The following is a 21,987-nucleotide window of genomic DNA, read 5'->3' as shown; positions in this document are numbered from 1 at the left end:
TTGGTAATCAGGCTTTTTCACTCATCAGTTTATACAAGTCCCAGTAAGGTCGGAATTCCCATTGACAATGCCGGAACATACGTCACTGCCAGCAGGATTCCAAGCAATACTGCAAAATACGGAAGCAACGTCTTCGTCACCTGCTCAATGGTAATCTTACTAATACCACAAGATACGAACAATACCGAACCTACCGGCGGTGTCATACTTCCCATACACATGTTGAATATCAACATTACGCCGAACTGGATAGAGGACATCCCAAGACTCTCTGCAATCGGCAAAAAGATTGGTGTAAAAATCAGGATTGCCGGTGTGATGTCCATAAACATACCAACAATTAACAAAATGATATTCATTAAAAGAAGAAGTATGTATTTATTGTCGGTAATGGACATTAAACCACTGCTGATCGCTGCCGGAATTCCAGAGTATGCCATGACCCATGACATTGCAGAAGAAGCAGAGATCAGGAACAGGATGATACCGCTTGTCGCAGCGCTGTTCAGCAAAATCTTCATAAACAACTTCATATCAATGCTTTTATAGATAATAGACAGAATCAAACAGTACAGTACGCAGACACCGGCTCCTTCTGTTGCAGTAAAGATCCCGCCTACAATACCTCCGATTACAATCACAATCAGAAGCAGACTTGGAATTGCTTCAAATGTCACCTTTAATGCTTCTTTCATCGGTACAAATCCCGTTGTCGGATATTTGTGTTTCTTAGCATAAATAAAGGCAACAATCATTGTTCCCAGCCCCATCAGAATTCCCGGAATATAACCAGCCATAAACAGAGCGGAAATGGATACACCCCCCGCTACGGTTGAATATACGATAAATGCACTTGTCGGCGGAATGAGAAGCCCTGTCGGTGCAGAAGCAATATTGACTGCCGTTGCAAATGCCGGATCATAACCTTCTTCTTTCTGAATTGGGTAGATACATCCTCCCATTGCAGAAGAAGCTGCTACTGCGGAACCAGAAAGAGCTCCGAACAGCATGTTTCCAAGTACATTTGCCTGGGCAAGAGATCCTGGTATCCATCCGCAGAATAATTTTGCAAAGTTTACAAGTCTGCGTGCAATACCACCATTGTTCATAATATTTCCTGCCAAAATAAACAGCGGTACAGCCAACAGTGAGAAACTCTCCACTCCTCCGTTCATTTTCTGCATGGTGATAAATGTAATCTGATCCCACGACAGAGAAGACAAGGCCGTTACAATTGATGAAACTACGATACTGACAGAAATTGGACATCCCACGAACAAAAGAATTCCAAATACAGCGAACAAAAGTATAGTCGTTACGGCAATATCCATTACTCTACTCCTCCTTCTTCAATCACGTTTCCGGTAACATCTTCATAGATGTTAATAATCTGCGCGAGAATGATGAACACTCCAGAAATCGGAGCCATACTGTATACAAGCCCTCTGGAAATTCCCAGAAGTGCAGAATATTCTTTCACCGCGCTCAGCGCCAGTTTAGTTCCTCCAATAATAATAACAAACAATGCAAATACAAGAATCAATACATCAATCGCTGTCATCAGTACTTTCTTTCGATTTGGAGACAACCTGTCTCTTACAAGTACCAATGCCATATGCTGTCTTGTACTGAACGCATAAGCTGCACCGATAAATCCAGTCCAGATCAACAGATACCTCACGATTTCCTCGGTAAATGCCGCCGGGCTGTTCAGCACATAACGGGTAAATACCTGATACAATACCAGAAGCGTCATGGCAGACAAAAGCACTGCCGCAATTCTGGATAACAGAAAATTCATTCCTTTTTTTATCTTTGTCAACGTTGCCTGCATGGTTTCCCCTCCTTACTTTACAGACTCAATGATATCCAGAAGCTCTGCAACACCCGGATAGCGCTCGCAATAATCTTCTATCATTCCTTTGGTCGCTTCACGGAATGCATCCTTATCTACATCCTCTACAAATTCCACACCCATTTCGTTCTTCGCTTCCTCGACCGCATCATTAATCGCTTCTTCCCATAATATCTTATGGCTGTCTGTAGACTCCTGTGCCGCTTCCAAAATAATCTGCTGATCCTCCGGGCTGATGGTATTCCATATCTTTGCGCTCATCACCATAACATCTGGAATCATCGCATGTTCATCTTTGGAATATACTTTACAGATCTCTCCATGTTTTCCCGTTGTCAGCGCCGTCTCATTGTTCTCTGTTCCATCAATGATCCCCGTCTGAAGAGAGGTATACACATCACCATAAGACATTGCAACCGGCGTTCCCCCCATAACATCCAACATATCTGTCTGGGACTCCATATCCTGTACACGGATTTTTAATCCTTTTAAATCTTCCGGTGTACGGATTGCTTTGTCTTTTGTATAAAAAGAACGTGCTCCAGATGTATAATACGTCAGTGTCACAAATCCCTCATCCTCTGTAGAAAGGAAGAAATCATGCATCTCATCAGAATCCATTACATGATAGAAGTCCTCGGTATCGTCAAAAATATACGGAAGTCCGAATGTATTATACCCTTCTTCATAAGTTGCCAAAATCGGAGACGCAACCTTTGTCATGGCAATGACACCTGCTGTCAGTTGTTCCATAGATTCTGTCTCACTTCCCAACTGGGCGTTCGGAAAAATTTCCACTTTGATTCTGCCGTCTGTACGTTCTTCTACTTTTTCTGCAAATTCTTCCATTGCAATATGTACCGTATGAGTCTCACTCAATCCATGTGACAGTGTCAGTACCATCGGATTCTCTGCCGTTGCTTCTTCACTGCCTGACACACTCTTAGCTCCGCATCCTGCCAGAAGGCCTGCGCTCAATCCCATTACAAGCAGCATCGAAATTGCTTTTTTCATCTCGTCTCATTCCTTTCTTTTTACATTCCGATCATGTCAAACTGTTCAAATGACACAATCACTTCATAATCCTTCTTCGGATTCTTATATTTGATCTGCACAGATTTCAGACTCTGGCTGTAATACCAACCTTCTTGTGCTGCTTCAAATTTCTTTCTGTGCAGGAAATGAGGAAGTTCATGTCCGTCTGCCTTTACCCAGTACGGAGCTTTTTCCCGATGAATGACATCCAGATAAATATCCTCGACCGCAGTCTCATACTCCCCTTCATTCCGGAAGCTAAGTACCGTCTGCTCTCCTGCCTTGATATCCAGAACAGTTTTTAAATACCCGCCGTTTGCATAGTCCATTGTCTCTCCGTCATCCTCATAGATCACGAAAGAACTGTCTTTATCCGGTGCACAAAGGATCTTCAATCCTGTTGCTTCCTGCGTCATCAGATTATTCATCTGATTCAACGCCATCGGCACGATTGCTCCACTTCTGACAAAAAGTGGGATACTGCTCAAATCAACCGAGAATTCGATTGTCTGTCCGCCTTCATAACGCGCTCTTGTGTAGAAATCGTAAAATACTTCTCCATCCGGCAGATATACCTTGCGGGTTTTTGCTCCCTTTTCTACCACGTTTGCCACTAGAAGCGCATCTCCAAACATAAAATCCACACCTTCATCATAACATTTCTCATCATTCTGAAATGCACTGCAAAGAGGTTCCATGATCGGCAGCCCTGTTTCATGAGCACGCTCCATCAAAGAATACAGATATGGGATCAACTGATAACGGAATTCAATCGCTTTCTTGATATATTCTTTGCAGCCGCTGTACATCCATGGTTCTGTTACCGTATTATCCGTATTTGTGGAATGAATGGAAAATCTTGGCTGAAATATCCCGTTCTGGATCCATCTCACCAGTAGTTCCGCCTCAGGAGCCGGACCATAAAATCCTCCGATATCACATCCCTGGTTTGCGACTCCGGAAAGTCCCATTCCCAGAATTGTTGCAATATTATATTTTAATGCTTCCCAACATGTCAGATTGTCACCAGCCCATGTTTGTGCATATTTCTGGATTCCACAATGACCGGAACGACAAACAATATATGGTCTTTGATTTTCAAATATCTCATGCACAGCTTCATCTGTGATGTGACACATAATATTCGACATCACAGACTTCAGCTGACCAATCGTTGCTCCCTTTCCTTCAAAATCACAACGACAGTCTTTATCGATCATGCTGTCATATTCGCAGTTGTCATTCCATACAGAACTGGTCCCATACTCCAGAACATTCTCTTTTAACATAGCTTTCCAGTTATCTCGCGTTTCCTGCTTTGTAAAATCAACAAAAACACCTTTTCCGCCCCACCATGTTCCAATTCCCGGCTCCTCTGATCTGCTTGCTCTTACAAACATTCCTTTCGCCTGCATCTCTTCCTTCTTTGGATGCAACAGCAAGATTCCCGGTTTCACATTTGGTGATACGCAAATCCCACGGTCTTTCATCTGTTTGAAAAAATCTTTTGGATCTTTGAAACGTTTTTTATTCCATGTAAAAACGCAGCGTTTGATTCCTTCTTCTGTCTCAATCGCACAATATCCTGAGGAAAGCTGGAAGCCATCCACTGGAATTTCTTCTTCTTTCGTTGTGTCAATAAATTCCAGGATTGCATCATCACAATCTTTCTCTAACTCCGGATAGTACATAGACGATCCCAGATAGCCCAATGCGTAACGCGGAAGCAATGCGGATTTCCCTGTCAAATCAGTATAACGCTCTACCACATCCCGCACCTGTGGTCCTGTGATCAGAAAGAGGTCAATATCTCCTCCATCTACACGATACGTGCTGTGAGGCTTCCAATAATTACTTTTCTCACGTCCCATATTGAAATCACACTCATACGTATTGTGATAAAAATATCCCACTGCCTTCTTGGTTTTCTTATTCAGTTTGATATAAAATGGAATATGCTTATAAAGAGAATCTGTCTCCTTCGGATTATATCCCATAGCGTCTTTCGGGCTCATGTTCATAAATTTCTGAGCTTTGTTAAACACTCCGCTTTTCTCACCAAATCCATAAAAACAATCATCTTCTGTAATCTCACTTGTGTGAATGCGACGGTTATTGCTGTCCTCCATGTAGGCTAAATCTACAATATCCGCATGGATCTGTGTATTCTCTGCATCATAAACACAAATACGAAATGGATTTTTTTCCACTTCTACTCTCAAAACTTTTCCCTGGATTACCGCTTTTTCTAACCCATCTGTCAACTGGGCTTCTGCTGTCTGAATCCGTTTCCGATAATGTTTCATAAACATATCCATACGATCTTCCCATGCAGTTGTCACCAGACTGTAAGATTCTTCCACAAAATCTCCGTCAAAACCTGCACGAATCCGAACAACAGAATCCGTTAAAAACCAGATACGAATCTCCACGCCATCCGTAGATATCGAAAAATAATTTTCTATCTGTTTTACAGCTCCTGCCTGTAAACATATCTTCATCCCTTTTCTCCTCCTGTTTTCTTTTCCCGGAAATCATTTTCCTTTCAATTTCTAAAAATATTATAAAAAAACAGAGTACCTAAAGGTAGACACATTTTGTGATATTCCAGCCATTATTTTACCTTTCTTGCTATTTTCCTTCTTGCCCATCTTTCTTTTTTATGCTAATCTTCTTCTTATAGGATTTATATATTTTGCTTTTTGTTAGATATGCACAATTTTTACATCTCTATTTTGTGCAGAAAGGAGATGGATTATGTTAGATACTGCTGCGATTATTATTTCGCAAGGAAAAAAAATTGCTTACGCTTATGCTGAAGGAGTGAATGATAATATGACCCAGTCCCATTTTCACGACTTTTTCGAGTTATACTATCTTCTGGAAGGTGAGCGGATGCATATGATAGAAGGTGAAATTTATCATCTTACTGCGAATGATTTTGTTTTGTTTCCCCCTCATATCATGCATCACTCCTATGGTGAAAAGGACATGCCTTTTAAACGAATCGTGTTATATTTTTCTCCTGACCTGATCGCAAATGACACCATTTGTCAACTGCTTTCAGAAAAAGAACTTCTTTTTGTGAACGAAGGATATATTCCAAACCAGATTCTTTCTCTTCTTTTGTCTCTCACTCATGAAATAGATGTTCCAGGCAAATACCACGATGCCTATATCTGTAATCAACTGAACGGACTCCTGTTAAATATGCTGCGTCTGGATTTTGAAGCCGTAAAAAGCATCCCAAAAACTCGTTCTGCAAAAGCTGTAGACTATATTCACAATCACTACATGGAAGATATCTCTGTGAATCAACTGGCAGAAATACTCTATGTAAGTCCCTACCATCTGTGCCATGAATTCAAGAATGCAACCGGGAAAACGATTATTCAGTATTTGAATACCACACGCATTCTCCATGCACAGAGGCTGATGTTAGAAACCGACTATAATATCACTCAAATCAGTAGAGAAGTAGGATTTTCCAACCTGACTCATTTCAATCGGACTTTCAAAAAAATTACAGGTGTCGCTCCTCGTGAAAAAAAGAAATTATATCAAAAATAAAAAAGATGGAACTGCCGCTTCACGATCTGATCGTAAAAAACGATAGTTCCATCCTTTTTCATTTATGCTCTTTTTACGAGCACTTCTGTCTCATATTTTTCGATTTCTTCAAACCAGCTTTCTGCCGGAACATTGCATCTTCTGCAGTACTCCTCCCAGATATCTCCGATTGGAAGTGTCTTGCACTCTTCCATTACCACCATTTTCTTTGACATCTGATTGGTATCCTGAAGTTCTTTTAAGAGCGCACTTGGTGTACAAAGTGCATTCAGCAGCGCTTTCTGGAAACTTCGAAATCCTGTTACCCATGCAGAGATACGGTTAATGGATGCATCGAAATAATCCAAGGCAATATAAGTGCGGTCAAGACCGCCTTCGCAGCGAACGATTTCCTGTGCGATTTCCTTTGTCTCATCATCAAACAGAACTACATGGTCAGAATCCCAACGAATCGGACGTGTCACATGCAGTGCGATTTCCGGGAAGAAGGTCAAAAGCGCCGGGATCTTATCGGAAACAACTTCTGTCGGATGATAATGTCCGTTATCCATCAGCGGCAGGCATTTCTCTTTGTTCATTGCCGCATAGCTCAGCGCAAATTCTGCAGAACCAACTGTGTATGCCTCAACTCCGATTCCGAATACCTTAGATTCTACACAAGGTTTTACCATCTTCGGATCATATGGCTCAGAAAGGATCTCATCGATGGATTCTTTGTAGCGAACTCTTGGTCCCATACGGTCTGCAGGCACATCTTTGAATCCGTCTCCTGTCCAGATATTCATCACACATGGGATTCCTGTCTGCTCTGCAAAATACTTGGAAATACGGATACATGCTTTTCCATGCTCAATCCAGAATTTCCTTGTCTCTTCGTCCGGGCTTGAAAGTGTCAGTCCGTCTTTTACTTTCTCATGAGAGAAGAATGTTGGATTGAAGTCCAGTCCCATTCCTCTTTCTTTTGCAAAATCTACCCATTTCTGGAAGTGTTTAGGCTCCAGTTTATCACGGTCAACAAATTCTCCCTCTTCAAAAATTGCGTAGCACGCATGCACATTGATCTTCTTTGCTCCCGGCATCAGGCTCATTGCCTTGTCCATATCCGCCATCAATTCTTCCGGTGTTCTTGCTTTTCCAGGATAGTTTCCTGTTGTCTGGATTCCACCTGTCAGAGGGCCATCGTGATCAAATCCTGTCACATCGTCTCCCTGCCAGCAGTGCAGAGAAACAGGTACCTGCATACATTTTTCAATTGCCGCGTCTGTGTCTACTCCTAATTTTGCATAGATTTCTTTTGCTGATTCATATCTTGTCATCGCTTTATACCTCCTGATTTTCATTTCCGTTTTCATCATAGTGACGGATGTCAAATGACTTGCCGATGCAGGTTCTTGCCTCAGGCAATGATGTAAACACTCCATCATGAAGCATCTGAACCGTGATATTTCCAATTGCAGTCGCCTCTGTCGGTCCTGCCGACACTTTTTTCTTTGTATATTTTGCAGTCAGTTCGTTGAGATAACCTGCGTTCGCACCACCACCGACTACATAAATCGTATCGTATGTATTCCCTGTAATTTCCTCGATCTCCCGAATCGTCTCTCCATAACATTTTGCAAGACTGTTGTAGATCACTGCCGCAATCTCCCCGATTGTCTCCGGAATCTGCTGATTACTCTCTCTGCAAAACGTCTGTACTGCTTCTATCATGCTCTTTGGAGCAAGGAAACAATCATCATTGCAGTCCACTAAAGAAGTAATCTCCTCTTTGGATGCCTGTTCACATATCTGCGCAAAGGAAAGCTCTTCTTTCCATTCTTTCTTGACAGACTGGATCATCCACAGCCCCATGATGTTCTTCAGAAAACGGAAGCGGTAATCATATCCTCCCTCATTTGTGAAGTTTGCCCGCATACTTTCCATGGAACAATCCGCATCTTTTCTCTCAATTCCCATCAAAGACCAGGTACCGGAACTGATGTAGATCGCATTGTCATCATTCGTCGGAACTGCAAGCACTGCAGATCCGGTATCATGCGTTGCCGGAAGTACAACCGTACAGTCAAATCCAACTTCCTCCTGAATTTCTTTTGTAAAGTTTCCTACAACCGTTCCCGGCATGGAAATCGCTTTGAAAATCTTCCTGTTAAACCCAAGCAGATCGATCAGTTCGTAATCCCAGTCTTTTGTCTGAGGACTTACAAGCTGGGTCGTTGTCGCATTGGTGTATTCCATCTTCTTGACTCCGGTCAACAAAAACTGGAAGTAATCCGGGATCATCAGCATGGATTCTGCCTGTTCCAGCTGCTCCGGATAATTTTCCTTTACCGCCATCAGCTGATAGATCGTGTTGAAAATCTGTTTCTGGATTCCGGTTCTTGCATACAGAGCTCCCAGTGGAATCTTTTCATACACCTTCTCATCCATTCCATTTGTCCGGCTGTCTCTGTAACCTGCTGTATCCCCCAGAATCTTGTCATTTTCATCCAGCAGTACATAGTCTACCGCCCAGGTATCAATTGCCATGGATACTGGAATTTTCCCCAACTCTTTACATACTTTCAATCCGTTTTTGATTTCTGTAAACAGACGCTCTACATCCCAGCAGAGAGTCCCGTTTTTTTCTGTCATTCCATTCGGGAAACGGTATACCTCTTCCAGCTGCATTTTCCCGTCTTTCATACTTGCCAGCATATGACGGCCACTGGATGCGCCAATGTCAACAGCCAAATAATATTTATCCATTTTCTGCCTCCCTTTCGCACTTTATTTAACTCTATTATATGAAATAAAAAAGTGTAAAAAAAGGACGCTATTTATATAAAACAGCGTCCTTATTTGCACTCTACTCCGCCAGCTGCAGTGCTTCTACCAGCGCCAGAATTGTCAAAGACTGACCATACGCCATCGGCGCGATCAGAATGTTTTTGTAATGATCTGCATCATATCCCATACCTGTTCCACCGGATACGTTTAATACCGTTCCGTCTTTATCGATATTTTTCAGAATCGCCTGCACACCCTTCCATGCACATTCCAGATATGAATCGTCCAGGATCCCCATTTTGATTCCTTTGAGAATTCCTGCCACGATGGCCGCAGAACCGGAAACTTCTTCGTAGCTGTCCGGGTCTGTCAGAACTGTATGCCACAATCCGCTCTTACTCTGCAGTTCCTTCAGCTTTCTCACCTGTGCTTTGTATGTATCCACAATGATGGTTTTCACACCTGCATTGAGTGTTCCTTTGAACATATCCACATAGTCCAGAATTCCCAGTGTGAACCAGCTGTTTCCTCTGCACCAGAAAATACCACCGAAGTTATCCATACGGTTAAAGGACCATCCGTGATAGAATAATCCGGTATGTGTATCATACAGATATTTGATATGCATCAGCACCTGATGGATGGACTCGTCGATCCACTCCTGTTTCTGATATTTCTGCCCCATTTTATTCAAAAATAATACGGTCATGAACAGAGTATCGATCCACATCTCGCTTTCATTTAAGCGTACACCCTGTCTGTCACCGTTGGCACTTGTGACATGCTGGAATCCGCCCTCTTTTGTTCTCGGAATGCAGTTCATCAGCCAGGAAGCCCAGTCCAGACACAGATTTTCAAATTCTTTATCCTGATATTGTTCATTTAACTCTGCCAGTGTCAGAAGCGGGGTTGTTGTATTGATATTTCTGGACGGAAGTCCATCTGCGATATTTCCTTTGAACCACTGGTGCAGAAATGTTTTATAATCATCATTTCCCTGTATTTTCATCATTTTGAGAAGTCCGTACAGCCCCACTCCCTGCGGCCAGTCCCACTCTGCAATCCCAAAGTCACGCTTAAAAAAGCCGATTGCCTCTCCGCCGTCTTTTAATTCAGCTTCATTTTCCGGACCGCCAAGGTTCATTAGTTTTTCTACGACCAGATTCAGTTTTTGTTCGATCAATTCTCTTTTTATATTCTTCATTTTCTTTTCCGGCATTTTATGCCAATCCTTTCATATAGCTTTTTTACGGTTTCTATCTTATAATAGTTTTAACAAAGCACACGCTGCTCACAACAAAGGAGATACTGTATGGATACTATCATTTATTATTCAGAAATGGAAGGAATTTCTCTGGAACATTTAAAACGTTCCAGTGGTTATGATATGCGTTCCAATCATTTTCATAATGAATACGAGATTTACTTTCTCACAGAAGGAGAGCGCCTCTTTTTCTTCAACAACCGTGCCTATCAGGTGAAAAAAGGCAGCCTGATCCTGGTGGATACAAATCTGATCCATATGACACATGCTCCGGAGGATGACACAACCGGATACACGCGAATCATTCTGTATATTGATAAATTCAAAATGCAGCAGTTTGATGAAAAATTTCCGCACCTCAATCTTGTTCCTTTTTTTCGCGAACACTATGGAGTTTATAATCTGACGCAGAAGCAGCAGGAAAAATTTTTACATATGTATGAAGTACTAAAGACTGAATTTTCCAACCGCAGCCGCAGCTACAAAGCCTTGATCGAGATGGAAATCATCCACTATTTTATTGACTTTATCAGAGACAACCCGGAGCTGACTCCGATCAAAGATGAAACTGCCATTCATAAGAGCAGCAAGTATCAGACAATCTATAACATTGCCGACTACATTTCTGATCACTACGCAGAATCCATCTCTTTAGACGGCCTCGCCGGAGTCTTCTATCTGAGCAAGTTCTATTTAAGCCGCTCATTTAAAGAAGTCACCGGCTACGGCGTCAACGAGTATGTCAATATCCTGCGTACAAAGAGAGCCAAACAGCTCCTTGAGGAGACCACTCTTAGCGTCTCCGAGATTGCCGGTACGGTCGGCTATGAAAGTATTACTTATTTTGAAAAAGTATTCAAAACCTACATGAGTATTTCACCGTTAAAGTATCGCAAAACCCTAAACGGAATTACTTACAAAAACAAGATTACTCCAGAAGCCCCAAAACAGTAGGGAGCCATTCGCTGAGTGCCGGAATGTAGGTTACCATCATCAATGCTGCAAAGATTGCCACAAAGAGCGGGATCAAATGTTTCATAACCTGCTCAACCCGCAGTTTTGCCACACTGCATCCCACAAACAGTACGTTTCCAACCGGCGGTGTGATCGTTCCTACAGAAAGGTTCATAACCATCATGACACCAAAGTGGATCGGGCTCATTCCAAAGCTCTGTACGATTGGAAGGAAGATCGGTGTGAAGATCAAAAGTGCCGGCGCCATATCCATAAATGTTCCCACGATCAGAAGGAAAATATTGAGGATCAGCAGGATCACATATTTATTACTTGAAATTCCAAGAACCAGTTTACTGATTGCTGCCGGCAGCCCTGTAAAGGACATTACAAATGACAATACAGAAGATGCTCCGATGATCAGCATAACGATTGTTGTCATAACTGCTGCATCCACCAGCAGCTTCGGAATTTCACTCAGTTTGATCGTTCTGTAAATAAACACGGAGAGGATAAAGGCGTATGCAACCGCAACACCGGATGCCTCTGTCGGCGTAAATTTTCCAGATAAAATACCACCGATGATAATCACGACCAGAAATAAACTCGGGATTGCATCCCATATTGTCTTCCCTACGATTTTTGCAGTCAGTTTGTCTCTTTTAATTACATATCCCTGCTTTCTTGCATAGAAGAATGCAACTACCATGCAACATGCAGCCCACAGAAGTCCCGGAATCCATCCAGCCATAAACAGTGCCGCTACCGAAGCACCACCACCTGCTGCCGAGAATACGATAAACGCTGTTGTCGGAGGAATCAGCTGTCCAACGGGAGCCGTTGCGATATTGACTGCTGCCGCAAATCCCTCATCATACTTCTGCTCTTTTTCCAACGGGAGCATAACTCCACCGATTGCAGTTGCCGCTGCAATACCGGAACCGGAAATTGAACCGAACATCGCATTTCCCGCAATGTTTGTCAGTGCCAAAGATCCCGGTACTTTTCCAAGAACCAACAGTGCGAGATTGATCAATCTCTTGGCAATACCACCGCTGTTCATCAAAAGACCTGCCAGAATAAAAAATGGTACTGCGATCAGGGAAAAGCTGTCAATTCCACTGACCATCTTCTGCGCAGAAACAAACACACCAAATCCAGGTGTCAAAAATGCAACGATTGTTACCAACGCGGAAACAATGATGCTATACGACACCGGCACACTAAATGCCAGCATCAGGAAAAATACAATTACAAGTAAGATTGCTGCCTGAATTTCCATTTATTTTCCCTCCTTTAATTCTGTGAACCATCTTTTCAAACGCTCCAAACAATACAGCACCATCAGACATCCACTGATTGGAATACATACATAGTAAACCTGCATCGGAAGTTTCAGTGCGGCTGAAATCTGTCCTGCTGAGTTTGCAGTTACCATGATTCCACCTACAATAAATACTGCAATACTTAAGATCAATACGATGATCTCTACTGCGATCTTTGTTCGGATCTGATTCTTTGACTGAAATTTATCCACCAGCACACGAATCGACAAATGCTGATCTTTTCCATAAGCGTACGGTGCCCCAAGCATCGTCATCCAGATCAGTGCGTATCTCAAAAATTCCTCCGTCCACTGACTTGGATCATTTAACAGAAATCGTGTGATAACCTGCCAGCAACAGGCAAGAACCATGACCGCAACAAGTACGGAGATCACTGTTCCCAGAATTTTATTTATGATCTTCATTACTTCTCCTCCTCTTCTGCAACGGCATATTTTTGAATATCTTCGTAGAGGCTCTTGTAAGCGTCCCCTTTACTTTCAAACGCCTCATGCATTGGCTGAACTGCCTCGATAAATTTACTCTTATCAATATCTCTGTAAACAGTCACACCATGCTCCTGTGCTTCTTCAATGGCATCATCCATCATCTGCTGATATTTTGAAACAAAATTCTCATTCAATTTCACAAGACACTCTTTTAAATATTCCTGCTGTTCTTTGCTTAAGCTGTCCCAGACTTTCGTACTGATAATGTAAATATCCGGTGAATACTGATGCTCTGTGTATGTATAAGATTTTACAATCTCTTCATGTTTGTCAACTGTCAGTGCCAGCTCTGTATTTTCCGCACCATCTACGATGCCCTGCTGAAGAGACGTGTACGTTTCACTGGATGCCATCGGTACCGGTGAGCCGCCCATCAGTTCGATCATCTCCATGGAAGTACTGCTGACCATGGCACGTATTTTCTTTCCTTTCAGAACAGAAGGATCTGTCACTGCCTTATCTTCTTTGAGATAATAATTTCTTGCACCATTTGCATAATAACCAATTGCAATGTATCCTTTGTCCCTTGTAGATTCAAACAGTTCCTGAATTCCTTCACTGTTTGCCATTGCATTGTAATAGTGTTCCTGATCGCGGAACAAATATGGCAGTGAGAAAATAGAATATCTCTCATCAAACTGTCCCAGTGTATTGGCGCTTACTTTCGCCATATCCAATACGCCTGCCTGTACCATCTCTACCGTAGAAGGTTCTGCTCCAAGTACACCACTCGGATAAATATCCACTTCCAGATTCTTGGAACTGTCTTCTGCTGCCAGATCTGATAAATACTCGATCGTCTCTCCGATCTCAGAATCTGCCGCCTGTCCATGTGCCATTCTAAGCTGCACCTTTTCACTGCTTGTCTCGCTTTTTACTGCCACAAAGGTATAAATTCCTACTGCGATCAATGCGATCACGAGTACGATCCCTATTGTTTTTTTCATTCCCTTCATGTTTCCTCTCCTGTTCATAGATTCAGTTTTTATTTTTTCGGGCCCTTGTTTTTATGTGAAATAGTATCACATGAAGGGAGCTGATTCTCATACTATCTTGTCCGCAAACTCATTTTTTCAAATTATCTTGTTGTTTTTATCAATTTTACCAATTTCATTTTTATTCAAACAGCAAATCTGCTCATTTTATCAATTTTCCATATTATTTTTATCATTCCCAATCCTTTTGTGTATTATATACAAATTTAACACTCCATTTTTATGCATATTGCCGAATTCCATTTTGACGTTATGCTGATTGTTTTTCTGCATTTTTCTTTGTTTTTTATGAAACAAAACATATTAAACCGCAATATTTTTTCAATTTTTCTGATTCCATCAAAAAAGATGGCTGACACCAACCATCTTTTTTCTTCTTATGTTTAGATATTCTCTTTCAAACACTCTCCATCCACAACCTTCTCATATACGCAATATCCTTCTGCGCCGTCTTTGGATCCAGTTCCTCTCTGACAACGACAATATCCGGTTTGTGCTGCTTCATCCATTTTACGATTTCCCCGTATCGGATCACACCTTCACCAAGACAGACCGGACAATACTCTTTGTTCGGACCTTCTACAAAATCTTTCATATGGATTGCTTCGATCTTGTGTCCCAGTGCTCCCAGCCATTCTTTCCAGTAAGCATTCTGATCAATCTCCGGGAATTCCAACACGTTTGCCGGATCAAAGATCATTTTCAGACGATTGCTGTTCATCTTTTCAAACACTTCTACCGTTGTCTCCAGATCCTCCAACGGATGCCAGTAGACCGGTTCCAATGCCATATCAACATCAAGCCGCTCTGCCTCTTCTACCAGTCTGGCAACACTGTCCATCATATAAGGATGCCAGATCTTCTTTTCCTCCAGGCTCAGACGCGGATACGCAGTTTCTGTTCCAACAATGGACGCTCCCAGGATCTGATTGAATTTCAGACATTTTTTAAATGTATCTACGGCATTTTTCCGCACTTCATCGTCTGGATTTCCAAGATCCATATAACATCCCAAAATCTGGATTTTGATGTTTTCTTCTTCAAAATTTTTACGAATCTGTTCCACCAGCTGCGGCGTTACTTCCTCATAAGAATTGATCTCCGAAAATGCTTTTGGCAGCACAAGCTGTGCTGCCTCAATGCCTTCGGATTTCAACAGTTTTGCCAGGTGATCCACCGGCTGTTTTCCATAGTCGTGTGTTCTCGCTGCTACTAACATATTGATCTCCTCTTGATTATTTATATTTCAATTTCTTATGGCTGTTTTCCAATGTATGCCAGGATTCCACCATCTACGTACAGAATGTGTCCATTTACAAAATCAGATGCATCGGATGCAAGGAATACTGCTGGTCCCTGAAGATCTTCCGGTGTTCCCCATCTTGCAGCAGGTGTTTTGGAAATGATAAACTGATCGAATGGATGTCTGCTTCCGTCTGCCTGAATTTCACGCAGTGGTGCTGTCTGTGGTGTTGCAATGTATCCAGGTCCGATACCATTACACTGGATGTTGTACTCACCGTATTCTGAACAAATGTTCTTTGTGAGCATTTTCAGTCCACCTTTTGCAGCTGCATATGCAGATACAGTCTCACGTCCAAGTTCACTCATCATAGAGCAGATGTTGATGATCTTTCCGTGTCCTTTTTCTTTCATTCCCGGAATCACTGCTTTAGAAACGATGAACGGTGCATTCAAGTCTACATCGATGACTTTTCTGAACTCATCAGCTTCCATTTCCAGCATTGGTTTTCTCATGATGATTCCGGCATTGTTTACAAGGATGTCAATGATTCCAACTTCTTCGTTGATCTTTGCAACCATTGCTTTTACCTGTGCTTCATCTGTTACGTCACATACATATCCGTGAGCTTCGATTCCGGCCTCTTTGTATGCAGCAAGTCCTAAATCTACTTTTTCCTGTGTAATATCGTTAAAGCAGATTGTTGCTCCTGCCTCTGCGTATGCAGAAGCGATTCCAAATCCGATTCCGTAAGATGCACCTGTGACCAGTGCAATTTTACCTTCCAGTGAAAAATTTACCATAACTGTTTCTCCTTCTCTTCTAAATTCTAAAATCTATTATCTGAGATCTTTGTTTGCAATTGTGTCCATATCGCCGTAATCCTGGTTTTCTCCGCACATTCCCCAAATGAATGTATACGCTTTGGATCCACATCCGGAGTGGATAGACCAGCTTGGAGATATCACTGCTTCTTCATTGTGCATGATGATATGTCTTGTCTCCTGTGGTTCTCCCATGTAGTGCATTACGAATGAATCATCATCCATATCAAAGTACAGATATACTTCCATACGTCTGTCATGTGTATGAGATGGCATTGTATTCCATACGCTTCCCGGAAGAAGTTTTGTCAGTCCCATCGCCAGCTGACAGCTTTCTACCTGTCCTGTTACGATATATTTATTGATGATTCTGTGGTTGGAATCTTCCAGTGTTCCAAGTTCTACTTTGTTCTCATCTTTTACGATCACAACGCCTTCTTCAGCTTCTCCCTCAAGTTTGATATGTACTGTCGGGTAAGATACGTGTGCCGGTGCACTGTTCATATAGAATTTTGCCGGGCAGGAAGCATCTTTGCTTTCAAATGAAATATCTTTTGCTCCTCTTCCAACATACATTCCGTCTCTTGCATTTACTTCATAAACACGTCCATCGATTGTGATGATTCCATCTCCACCGATATTGATGATTCCAAGTTCTCTTCTCTGAAGGAAGTACTCTGCACGAAGCTCATCCCCTGCTGTCAGAACCAGTTTTTCATTGACCGGAACTGCTGCTCCTGTAATAATACGGTCAATGTGGCTGTATACCAGATTGATCTTGTCTGCCTGGAATAAATCCTGGATCAGAAATTCCTCTCTTAATCTGTCTGTTGTGTAGTGTTTCACATCTCTTGGTGATGCTGCTGTTCTTACTTCCATGATAATCCTCCTGTTTTTTGATTTCCCTTATTTTGACTGACTGATCTGTGTCATTTCTTGCACTTAGTATAGCATTCATTATTCCCCTATTTCTTGTGTTTTCTTGCTGTAAATATTGAAAATTTTGAACTTCTGAACTATAATATGAGCAAAACAGGACGATTTTGAACAAACGAAAGGAGCGATTCTTCATGAAAGAATGTATATCCTGCAAAGAATCCATGCGGCAGTGCATGGATACACACACATTTGCTTTTGCGCACTTATATAATGATGAGAAAGCGATGGATATGCATATCCATGACTGCTATGAAATCTACTACTCGATTTCCGGCGGAAAACAGTTTCTGATCGATAACTATTTTTATGATATCAGTGATGGAGACATTTTTCTGATCAACCAGTTTGAGAGCCATTATCTGACACAGATTGATCAGCAGAAACATGAACGGATCATTCTGTCCATTGATCCGGAGTATTTAAAACAAATTTCTACAGAGAAGACGGATCTGAATCACTGTTTTCAGTTCCGCGGGACCGATATGCCGCATCAGCTCCATCTCTCCGCAGAAGAACAGACCCGGTTTATCTATTTTATTCATAAACTGCGCTCCAATTCCGGATTCGGAGAAGACGTCCTGGATCGTGCCACATTTCTGGAACTGATGGTATTTCTCAACAATGCATTTGATAAACGGTGCCGCTCTTCCGCAGAAGAGGAACCAAAAACCCCCGGCTATCATGCCCAGGTAGATGAGATCCTTTCTTATATCAATACCCACATCAGTGAAAATCTGACACTGGAAGAACTCTCTGCCCATTTCTTTTTGAGCAGCTCCTACCTGTGCCGCATTTTCAAAGCCACTACCGGGACGACCATCAACAAATACATTACCGCAAAGCGCATTACGATCTCCAAGTCTCTGCTCAGTCAGGGGTACTCCGTCAATGAAGCCTGTGAAGCGTGCGGGTTTAACGATTACAGCAACTACCTGAAGGCTTTTACCAAGGCCGTGGGGATTTCTCCGAAAAAATATGCACAGTTTAATTCATAATTGAAATCGCAGAGCAAAAAATGTATACATTAGAAGATATCTATAATTTACCTGACGGACAACGAGCCGAACTGATTGATGGAGCAATTTATTTCATGGCACCTCTAAATCGAAGACATCAGGAAATTCTATTTTCACTTTCTCGTAAAATTGCAGATTACAAATCACCACCAATGGTGGCAAGGCTCTTGACAGGGCTTTTTCTTTTCTGTGGTGGGTAATCAAGAGGAAATAAGGGAATGGAATACCCGAGCAGGATTATTTCAAACCTGTTGAAAGAACAGCAAAAACTCAATTACTGCTACATAGACATAAACTGGTATGTAAAGGCTAACGATATTATCTTAAAGAATACAGGCGGTCAAACTGGCAATCCACAGAACCATGCACCACAGGGACAGCAGAAAAAGTAATCGGCAAAGCATATTTTCATTATAGGCGATACTGCATAGAGGTAGAATATTGTTTAGAACTCTTTAAAATACTTAATTTTAGCGTATGTAAAACATTTTTTGCAGGCTTATTATAGGCATGTAAAAGGCATTTGATAGCGAGAAAACATCTCATAATATAGGATAGAGGCAGGAGGAGTATTAACAGTGGACGTGGGAAAACAAATAAAAAAATTCAGACAAGATTTAAAACTTTCTCAAGAGGAATTGGCAAGCAAGATTTTTGTAACTCGACAGACAATTTCAAATTGGGAGAATGGGAAGAATTATCCAGATGTGAATAGTCTTGTCATGCTAAGTCAACTTTTCAATACTTCTCTTGATATTCTAGTAAAAGGAGATGTTATCGAAATGGAAAAACAAGTTGAACAAGATGATGTAAGGAGATTTAAGCGAGATACTGTTATTTTTACAGTTTTAATCATTTTAACTGTTGTATCAGCTGTCCCGCTGTTCCTCTATTTAGAATTGTCAGGGATTGTATTATGGCTTTTAATTGCAGGAGTTATGATATATTATGCAATGCGACTGAACAAACAAAAAAGGAACAATGATATTCAGACTTATCGAGAAATCTTAGCATTTATGGAGGATAAGGAAAATGAGCAATGAAATACAGACTGTAATTACTATTCTGATTGTATTTGCTATGGTGTTATTGGGTATAAGAACAATCAAGAACTATGGAATAAAAAGTAAAAATAGTGCGAGTATGTTTATCGGATTTATTATTGGTTCATTAGTTGGATATTATTTTCTTAATTCTGTCATATGTGCTTTTGTTGGAATGGTTTTATGTACGGGATATGCTGAAAAAGCTCTGAAAAATTAAACTAATCAATGTTATGCAAAGCAGTTAGTCTTAGGATTGACTGCTTTTTTCATCCTCTCTCAACTATCCCGATACATCTTCGGACTGACTCCATAACACTCCTTAAATTTCCGAAAAAAATAACTGGTGTTATCATATCCCACTGACTCTATAATATCTGCCACCGGAAGCCTGCTGTTCTTCAACAGATATGCTGCCTGCCGCATCCTTCTTGACTGCAGAAGCTCCTTGTACGTTTTTCCGGTCCGTTTTTTGATCTCCCTGCTTAACCAATACACATCATATCCCATAATCTCCGCTAACTCGGAAAGACTGCCGTTTTTATAATGTTCTTCGATATAGTTAAACACTGTTCCGGTCAATTCCCGGTCAAATGCTGCAGTTCCGGTCTCCATTCGATCCACATGATTTAAAAGCTGTAAAAGCAGAAGCCCCATAGTGATCTGATTACACCGCCTCTTGTTTGGCTGATCATAGAAAATGGTCCACACCATATTTTCCACCAGATTCTGGATGGGAAGGATCTCTGCCACATGAAAATAAAGATAGGAAGTATTGTCATTCTTCCCACACAGTGCACCTACCAGAAATTCTTTCAATGCATTTTCCTCTTCCATATCCATCATGGAAAATGCCGTGTCAAAAAACTCCGGAAGCACAATAAAATTGACGGCAATATCCTGCTCGCCAGCCGGCAGGATCTCCTGTTCTGCATTCTGATTCAAAAACAGAAGATCCCCCGCCTCCAGAATGACCTTACTTCCATTCAGAATGTGAGTGGTTGTTCCCTGACACATATAGATCACTTCTACATAATTGTGCTTATGCTTCGGAAAATTAACAAATCTCGTATGGGGACGCACCTGTATCAGCTTCCCCTTTTTCAACAATTTTTCGCTGTCTACGATCAGTTCCTTTTTCTCTGTATAAAGCTGTGGATCAATTCCTCTTTGTTCATCCAGTATCCGCTGCTCTTCCTCTGTAATGACAGACAAGGCGTCCAACAATTCTCTGTGCATAACGTCTTTACTCCATTCTGGCGATTTCTTTCGTCAGTTCCATATATTCCTTTGCACTGCGGCTGCTTTTTTTATATGCCATGATCGGTGCATTATTATCCTGTGACCACTCGATCCCGCTGTCCACTCGGATATAGGTATCAAATACGGGCACATCTTCCAGACTCTTTAAAGTCTCCAATGTCTGTTTGAAATAACTCTTTCTGGTATCCACCTTCGTGATCACAATTCCTCCCAGTTTCAGATCCGGTGTGATCTGCCGGACTTCCTCCAGAAATTCAAACATATTTCCCAGACCGAACAATCCCCATGGTGTAGATTCTACCGGAATGATGATCTCATCCGACGCACACAAAATGTTCATAACCCATCCGCCCAACGTCGGAGGCGCGTCGATCAGAATGTAATCATACGCTCCCGATTCTTTGATCTGTGTCAGACATTTTCGGAGAATAAACTCCCTCTGCCATTTTGTAAACAATTCATACTCTATCGAACTCATTAATGTGGAAGACGGGATCAGATCCAGCCCTTCATATTCCGAATGTACAATATAACCGGACAGATCATCCTGGCGCTTCAATCCCTCATACAGGTTCTTTTCACTCTGCGCAAACGCAAGCACCTGATCCTCATCAAACAGAGATAAAGACAAGTTCAGCTGCATGTCTCCATCAATCAGAAGCACCTTATATCCCAGCTCCCGCAGTCCGTATCCGACATTGGAACAAGTCGTGGACTTTCCGCTTCCTCCCTTATTATTCGCAAAACATATGGTCTTTGTCTTCTTCATTTTGTTCTCTCCTTTGCCAGTCTGATGTACTGCCGAAAATTTTTTCTACCAGCATCTTATATTCTTCATATGCAGGAATTCCTGCAAAATCTTCCTGCAATGCGTCTTTCACCCCAATATAATACCAGCCCATTGCAGCTTTACTCTTCATTCGAAAGCGGTTCCAGAATTCTTCTCCAACCTTCGGATACTCCCGGTCAATGTCCCGGATATTAGACAGCTTGTCCGCAAGCGCGATCATCTGCACCGCTCTCGGCGCTGTTTTCAAATGTCGAATTGTCGTACTTTTTCTCTCCACCCAGGTTTTGGACTTGTCCTCACTCTCCTGCCTGACCATCTCAAGCACACGCTCGCCGAACGCCTCTTTGATCTGCTCTTTTGTCACCTGCCTGCAGTCTTCAAGTGTATCGTGAAGCAAGGCTGCACTGATAATCTCCTCATCATCCGTCATCGTTGACACAATCTTCGCCACCTCCAGCGGATGTACAATATACGGGCGCTTCGTTCCCTTTCGAAACTGTCCCTCATGTGCTTTTTCTGCAAAGCTTCGGGCTTCCTCTACCATATCCGTTCCTCCTACTATGTGCACACACCGGTTCTCTATCAAAATAATAGCA

At 41.9% G+C, this 21,987-nt stretch carries 23 protein-coding genes; 7 read left to right on the top strand and 16 right to left on the bottom strand.

Annotated elements, in window-relative coordinates; translation table 11 throughout:
- Positions 1-29: 29 nt before the first annotated feature.
- Genes FXV78_RS09610 through FXV78_RS09595 form a run of 4 tightly spaced genes read right to left on the bottom strand, consistent with a single transcriptional unit; the run spans position 30 to position 5,391 of the window.
- Positions 30-1,331, bottom strand: a complete 1,302-nt coding sequence (locus FXV78_RS09610; protein WP_004841529.1) for a TRAP transporter large permease — start codon at positions 1,329-1,331, stop codon at positions 30-32.
- Positions 1,331-1,834 (bottom strand): TRAP transporter small permease, encoded by a 504-nt coding sequence (locus tag FXV78_RS09605; RefSeq protein ID WP_004841528.1) that lies wholly within the window; start codon positions 1,832-1,834, stop codon positions 1,331-1,333. Before FXV78_RS09605 ends, FXV78_RS09610 begins: the two co-directional genes overlap by 1 nt.
- Positions 1,835-1,846: 12 nt before the next feature.
- Positions 1,847-2,869: a TRAP transporter substrate-binding protein gene (locus tag FXV78_RS09600; RefSeq protein ID WP_004841526.1), complete on the bottom strand. Its 1,023-nt coding sequence runs from the start codon at positions 2,867-2,869 to the stop codon at positions 1,847-1,849.
- A gap of 20 nt (positions 2,870-2,889) precedes the next feature.
- Positions 2,890-5,391, bottom strand: coding sequence for a glycoside hydrolase family 31 protein (locus FXV78_RS09595; protein ID WP_004841524.1), 2,502 nt, complete (start codon positions 5,389-5,391; stop codon positions 2,890-2,892).
- Positions 5,392-5,647: 256 nt separating this feature from the next.
- Between FXV78_RS09595 and FXV78_RS09590 the strand changes: the two genes are divergently transcribed.
- Positions 5,648-6,460 carry a helix-turn-helix transcriptional regulator gene (locus FXV78_RS09590; protein WP_004841523.1) on the top strand — a complete coding sequence of 271 codons (813 nt, stop codon included), beginning with the start codon at positions 5,648-5,650 and terminating at the stop codon, positions 6,458-6,460.
- Between the two features lie 62 nt (positions 6,461-6,522).
- Here FXV78_RS09590 and FXV78_RS09585 read toward each other — a convergent pair whose 3' ends face one another.
- The 3 genes from FXV78_RS09585 to FXV78_RS09575 form a co-directional block, all read right to left on the bottom strand.
- Positions 6,523-7,776, bottom strand: a complete 1,254-nt coding sequence (locus tag FXV78_RS09585) for an L-rhamnose isomerase (RefSeq protein ID WP_009245008.1) — start codon at positions 7,774-7,776, stop codon at positions 6,523-6,525.
- Positions 7,777-7,780: 4 nt separating this feature from the next.
- The gene (gene rhaB / locus FXV78_RS09580; RefSeq protein ID WP_004841518.1) at positions 7,781-9,205 is read right to left on the bottom strand and encodes a rhamnulokinase; all 1,425 of its coding nucleotides are present in this window, start codon (positions 9,203-9,205) and stop codon (positions 7,781-7,783) included.
- Between the two features lie 100 nt (positions 9,206-9,305).
- Entirely contained in the window at positions 9,306-10,445 is a 1,140-nt protein-coding gene (locus FXV78_RS09575; RefSeq protein WP_004841517.1) for a glycoside hydrolase family 88/105 protein, read from the bottom strand.
- A 93-nt stretch (positions 10,446-10,538) separates the two neighbouring features.
- On the opposite strand from FXV78_RS09575, the gene FXV78_RS09570 reads away from it, so the two are divergent.
- Positions 10,539-11,444: an AraC family transcriptional regulator gene (locus FXV78_RS09570; RefSeq protein WP_004841514.1), complete on the top strand. Its 906-nt coding sequence runs from the start codon at positions 10,539-10,541 to the stop codon at positions 11,442-11,444.
- Here the strand turns inward: FXV78_RS09570 and FXV78_RS09565 are convergent.
- The 6 genes from FXV78_RS09565 to kduI form a co-directional block, all read right to left on the bottom strand.
- Positions 11,419-12,726, bottom strand: coding sequence for a TRAP transporter large permease (locus FXV78_RS09565; protein ID WP_004841513.1), 1,308 nt, complete (start codon positions 12,724-12,726; stop codon positions 11,419-11,421). The genes FXV78_RS09570 and FXV78_RS09565 overlap by 26 nt on opposite strands.
- A complete protein-coding gene (locus tag FXV78_RS09560) occupies positions 12,727-13,194 on the bottom strand; it encodes a TRAP transporter small permease (protein WP_004841511.1) in 468 nt (155 codons plus the stop codon). It abuts the gene before it with no gap.
- Positions 13,194-14,234: a TRAP transporter substrate-binding protein DctP gene (gene dctP / locus FXV78_RS09555; protein ID WP_039959449.1), complete on the bottom strand. Its 1,041-nt coding sequence runs from the start codon at positions 14,232-14,234 to the stop codon at positions 13,194-13,196. Before dctP ends, FXV78_RS09560 begins: the two co-directional genes overlap by 1 nt.
- 436 nt (positions 14,235-14,670) lie before the next feature.
- A complete protein-coding gene (locus FXV78_RS09550) occupies positions 14,671-15,492 on the bottom strand; it encodes a sugar phosphate isomerase/epimerase family protein (protein WP_004841505.1) in 822 nt (273 codons plus the stop codon).
- 35 nt (positions 15,493-15,527) lie between these two features.
- Complete coding sequence (locus tag FXV78_RS09545; protein WP_004841503.1) at positions 15,528-16,319, bottom strand: gluconate 5-dehydrogenase; 792 nt, start codon at positions 16,317-16,319, stop codon at positions 15,528-15,530.
- 36 nt (positions 16,320-16,355) lie between these two features.
- The gene (kduI, locus tag FXV78_RS09540) at positions 16,356-17,219 is read right to left on the bottom strand and encodes a 5-dehydro-4-deoxy-D-glucuronate isomerase (RefSeq protein WP_004841502.1); all 864 of its coding nucleotides are present in this window, start codon (positions 17,217-17,219) and stop codon (positions 16,356-16,358) included.
- A gap of 191 nt (positions 17,220-17,410) precedes the next feature.
- On the opposite strand from kduI, the gene FXV78_RS09535 reads away from it, so the two are divergent.
- The 5 genes from FXV78_RS09535 (at position 17,411) to FXV78_RS09520 (ending at position 19,558) form a co-directional block, all read left to right on the top strand.
- Positions 17,411-18,274 (top strand): AraC family transcriptional regulator, encoded by an 864-nt coding sequence (locus FXV78_RS09535; RefSeq protein ID WP_009245011.1) that lies wholly within the window; start codon positions 17,411-17,413, stop codon positions 18,272-18,274.
- Between the two features lie 20 nt (positions 18,275-18,294).
- The gene (locus FXV78_RS09530) at positions 18,295-18,495 is read left to right on the top strand and encodes a PDDEXK family nuclease (protein WP_004841497.1); all 201 of its coding nucleotides are present in this window, start codon (positions 18,295-18,297) and stop codon (positions 18,493-18,495) included.
- 18 nt (positions 18,496-18,513) lie between these two features.
- Entirely contained in the window at positions 18,514-18,687 is a 174-nt protein-coding gene (locus tag FXV78_RS18845) for a hypothetical protein (protein WP_004841496.1), read from the top strand.
- Between the two features lie 186 nt (positions 18,688-18,873).
- On the top strand, positions 18,874-19,338 hold the full coding sequence (locus FXV78_RS09525) for a helix-turn-helix domain-containing protein (RefSeq protein WP_004841495.1): 465 nt from the start codon (positions 18,874-18,876) through the stop codon (positions 19,336-19,338).
- Positions 19,328-19,558 (top strand): hypothetical protein, encoded by a 231-nt coding sequence (locus tag FXV78_RS09520; protein ID WP_004841493.1) that lies wholly within the window; start codon positions 19,328-19,330, stop codon positions 19,556-19,558. The genes FXV78_RS09525 and FXV78_RS09520 overlap by 11 nt, the downstream gene beginning before the upstream one ends.
- A gap of 59 nt (positions 19,559-19,617) precedes the next feature.
- Here FXV78_RS09520 and FXV78_RS09515 read toward each other — a convergent pair whose 3' ends face one another.
- Genes FXV78_RS09515 through FXV78_RS09505 form a run of 3 tightly spaced genes read right to left on the bottom strand, consistent with a single transcriptional unit; the run spans position 19,618 to position 21,935 of the window.
- A complete protein-coding gene (locus tag FXV78_RS09515) occupies positions 19,618-20,577 on the bottom strand; it encodes an AraC family transcriptional regulator (protein ID WP_004841490.1) in 960 nt (319 codons plus the stop codon).
- 7 nt (positions 20,578-20,584) lie between these two features.
- Positions 20,585-21,370 (bottom strand): ParA family protein, encoded by a 786-nt coding sequence (locus FXV78_RS09510; protein WP_004841489.1) that lies wholly within the window; start codon positions 21,368-21,370, stop codon positions 20,585-20,587.
- Positions 21,336-21,935, bottom strand: coding sequence for an HD domain-containing protein (locus FXV78_RS09505; RefSeq protein WP_004841486.1), 600 nt, complete (start codon positions 21,933-21,935; stop codon positions 21,336-21,338). The genes FXV78_RS09510 and FXV78_RS09505 overlap by 35 nt, the downstream gene beginning before the upstream one ends.
- Positions 21,936-21,987 lie beyond the last annotated feature (52 nt).

Origin of the sequence: Mediterraneibacter gnavus ATCC 29149 (assembly GCF_008121495.1) — a bacterium.
Taxonomy (GTDB): Bacteria; Bacillota; Clostridia; order Lachnospirales; family Lachnospiraceae; genus Mediterraneibacter; species Mediterraneibacter gnavus.
The sequence above is the reverse complement of the archived record's forward strand: the minus strand, read 5'-3'. Positions and strand labels throughout refer to the sequence as shown.

Bases quoted from the DNA above. Each gene is read 5' to 3' on its own strand.
- FXV78_RS09610 (WP_004841529.1), bottom strand. From the start codon at position 1,331: ATGGATATTGCCGTAACGACTATACTTTTGTTCGCTGTATTTGGAATT.
- FXV78_RS09605 (WP_004841528.1), bottom strand. From the start codon at position 1,834: ATGCAGGCAACGTTGACAAAGATAAAAAAAGGAATGAATTTTCTGTTA.
- FXV78_RS09600 (WP_004841526.1), bottom strand. From the start codon at position 2,869: ATGAAAAAAGCAATTTCGATGCTGCTTGTAATGGGATTGAGCGCAGGC.
- FXV78_RS09595 (WP_004841524.1), bottom strand. From the start codon at position 5,391: ATGAAGATATGTTTACAGGCAGGAGCTGTAAAACAGATAGAAAATTAT.
- FXV78_RS09590 (WP_004841523.1), top strand. From the start codon at position 5,648: ATGTTAGATACTGCTGCGATTATTATTTCGCAAGGAAAAAAAATTGCT.
- FXV78_RS09585 (WP_009245008.1), bottom strand. From the start codon at position 7,776: ATGACAAGATATGAATCAGCAAAAGAAATCTATGCAAAATTAGGAGTA.
- rhaB (WP_004841518.1), bottom strand. From the start codon at position 9,205: ATGGATAAATATTATTTGGCTGTTGACATTGGCGCATCCAGTGGCCGT.
- FXV78_RS09575 (WP_004841517.1), bottom strand. From the start codon at position 10,445: ATGCCGGAAAAGAAAATGAAGAATATAAAAAGAGAATTGATCGAACAA.
- FXV78_RS09570 (WP_004841514.1), top strand. From the start codon at position 10,539: ATGGATACTATCATTTATTATTCAGAAATGGAAGGAATTTCTCTGGAA.
- FXV78_RS09565 (WP_004841513.1), bottom strand. From the start codon at position 12,726: ATGGAAATTCAGGCAGCAATCTTACTTGTAATTGTATTTTTCCTGATG.
- FXV78_RS09560 (WP_004841511.1), bottom strand. From the start codon at position 13,194: ATGAAGATCATAAATAAAATTCTGGGAACAGTGATCTCCGTACTTGTT.
- dctP (WP_039959449.1), bottom strand. From the start codon at position 14,234: ATGAAGGGAATGAAAAAAACAATAGGGATCGTACTCGTGATCGCATTG.
- FXV78_RS09550 (WP_004841505.1), bottom strand. From the start codon at position 15,492: ATGTTAGTAGCAGCGAGAACACACGACTATGGAAAACAGCCGGTGGAT.
- FXV78_RS09545 (WP_004841503.1), bottom strand. From the start codon at position 16,319: ATGGTAAATTTTTCACTGGAAGGTAAAATTGCACTGGTCACAGGTGCA.
- kduI (WP_004841502.1), bottom strand. From the start codon at position 17,219: ATGGAAGTAAGAACAGCAGCATCACCAAGAGATGTGAAACACTACACA.
- FXV78_RS09535 (WP_009245011.1), top strand. From the start codon at position 17,411: ATGAAAGAATGTATATCCTGCAAAGAATCCATGCGGCAGTGCATGGAT.
- FXV78_RS09530 (WP_004841497.1), top strand. From the start codon at position 18,295: ATGTATACATTAGAAGATATCTATAATTTACCTGACGGACAACGAGCC.
- FXV78_RS18845 (WP_004841496.1), top strand. From the start codon at position 18,514: ATGGAATACCCGAGCAGGATTATTTCAAACCTGTTGAAAGAACAGCAA.
- FXV78_RS09520 (WP_004841493.1), top strand. From the start codon at position 19,328: ATGAGCAATGAAATACAGACTGTAATTACTATTCTGATTGTATTTGCT.
- FXV78_RS09515 (WP_004841490.1), bottom strand. From the start codon at position 20,577: ATGCACAGAGAATTGTTGGACGCCTTGTCTGTCATTACAGAGGAAGAG.
- FXV78_RS09510 (WP_004841489.1), bottom strand. From the start codon at position 21,370: ATGAAGAAGACAAAGACCATATGTTTTGCGAATAATAAGGGAGGAAGC.
- FXV78_RS09505 (WP_004841486.1), bottom strand. From the start codon at position 21,935: ATGGTAGAGGAAGCCCGAAGCTTTGCAGAAAAAGCACATGAGGGACAG.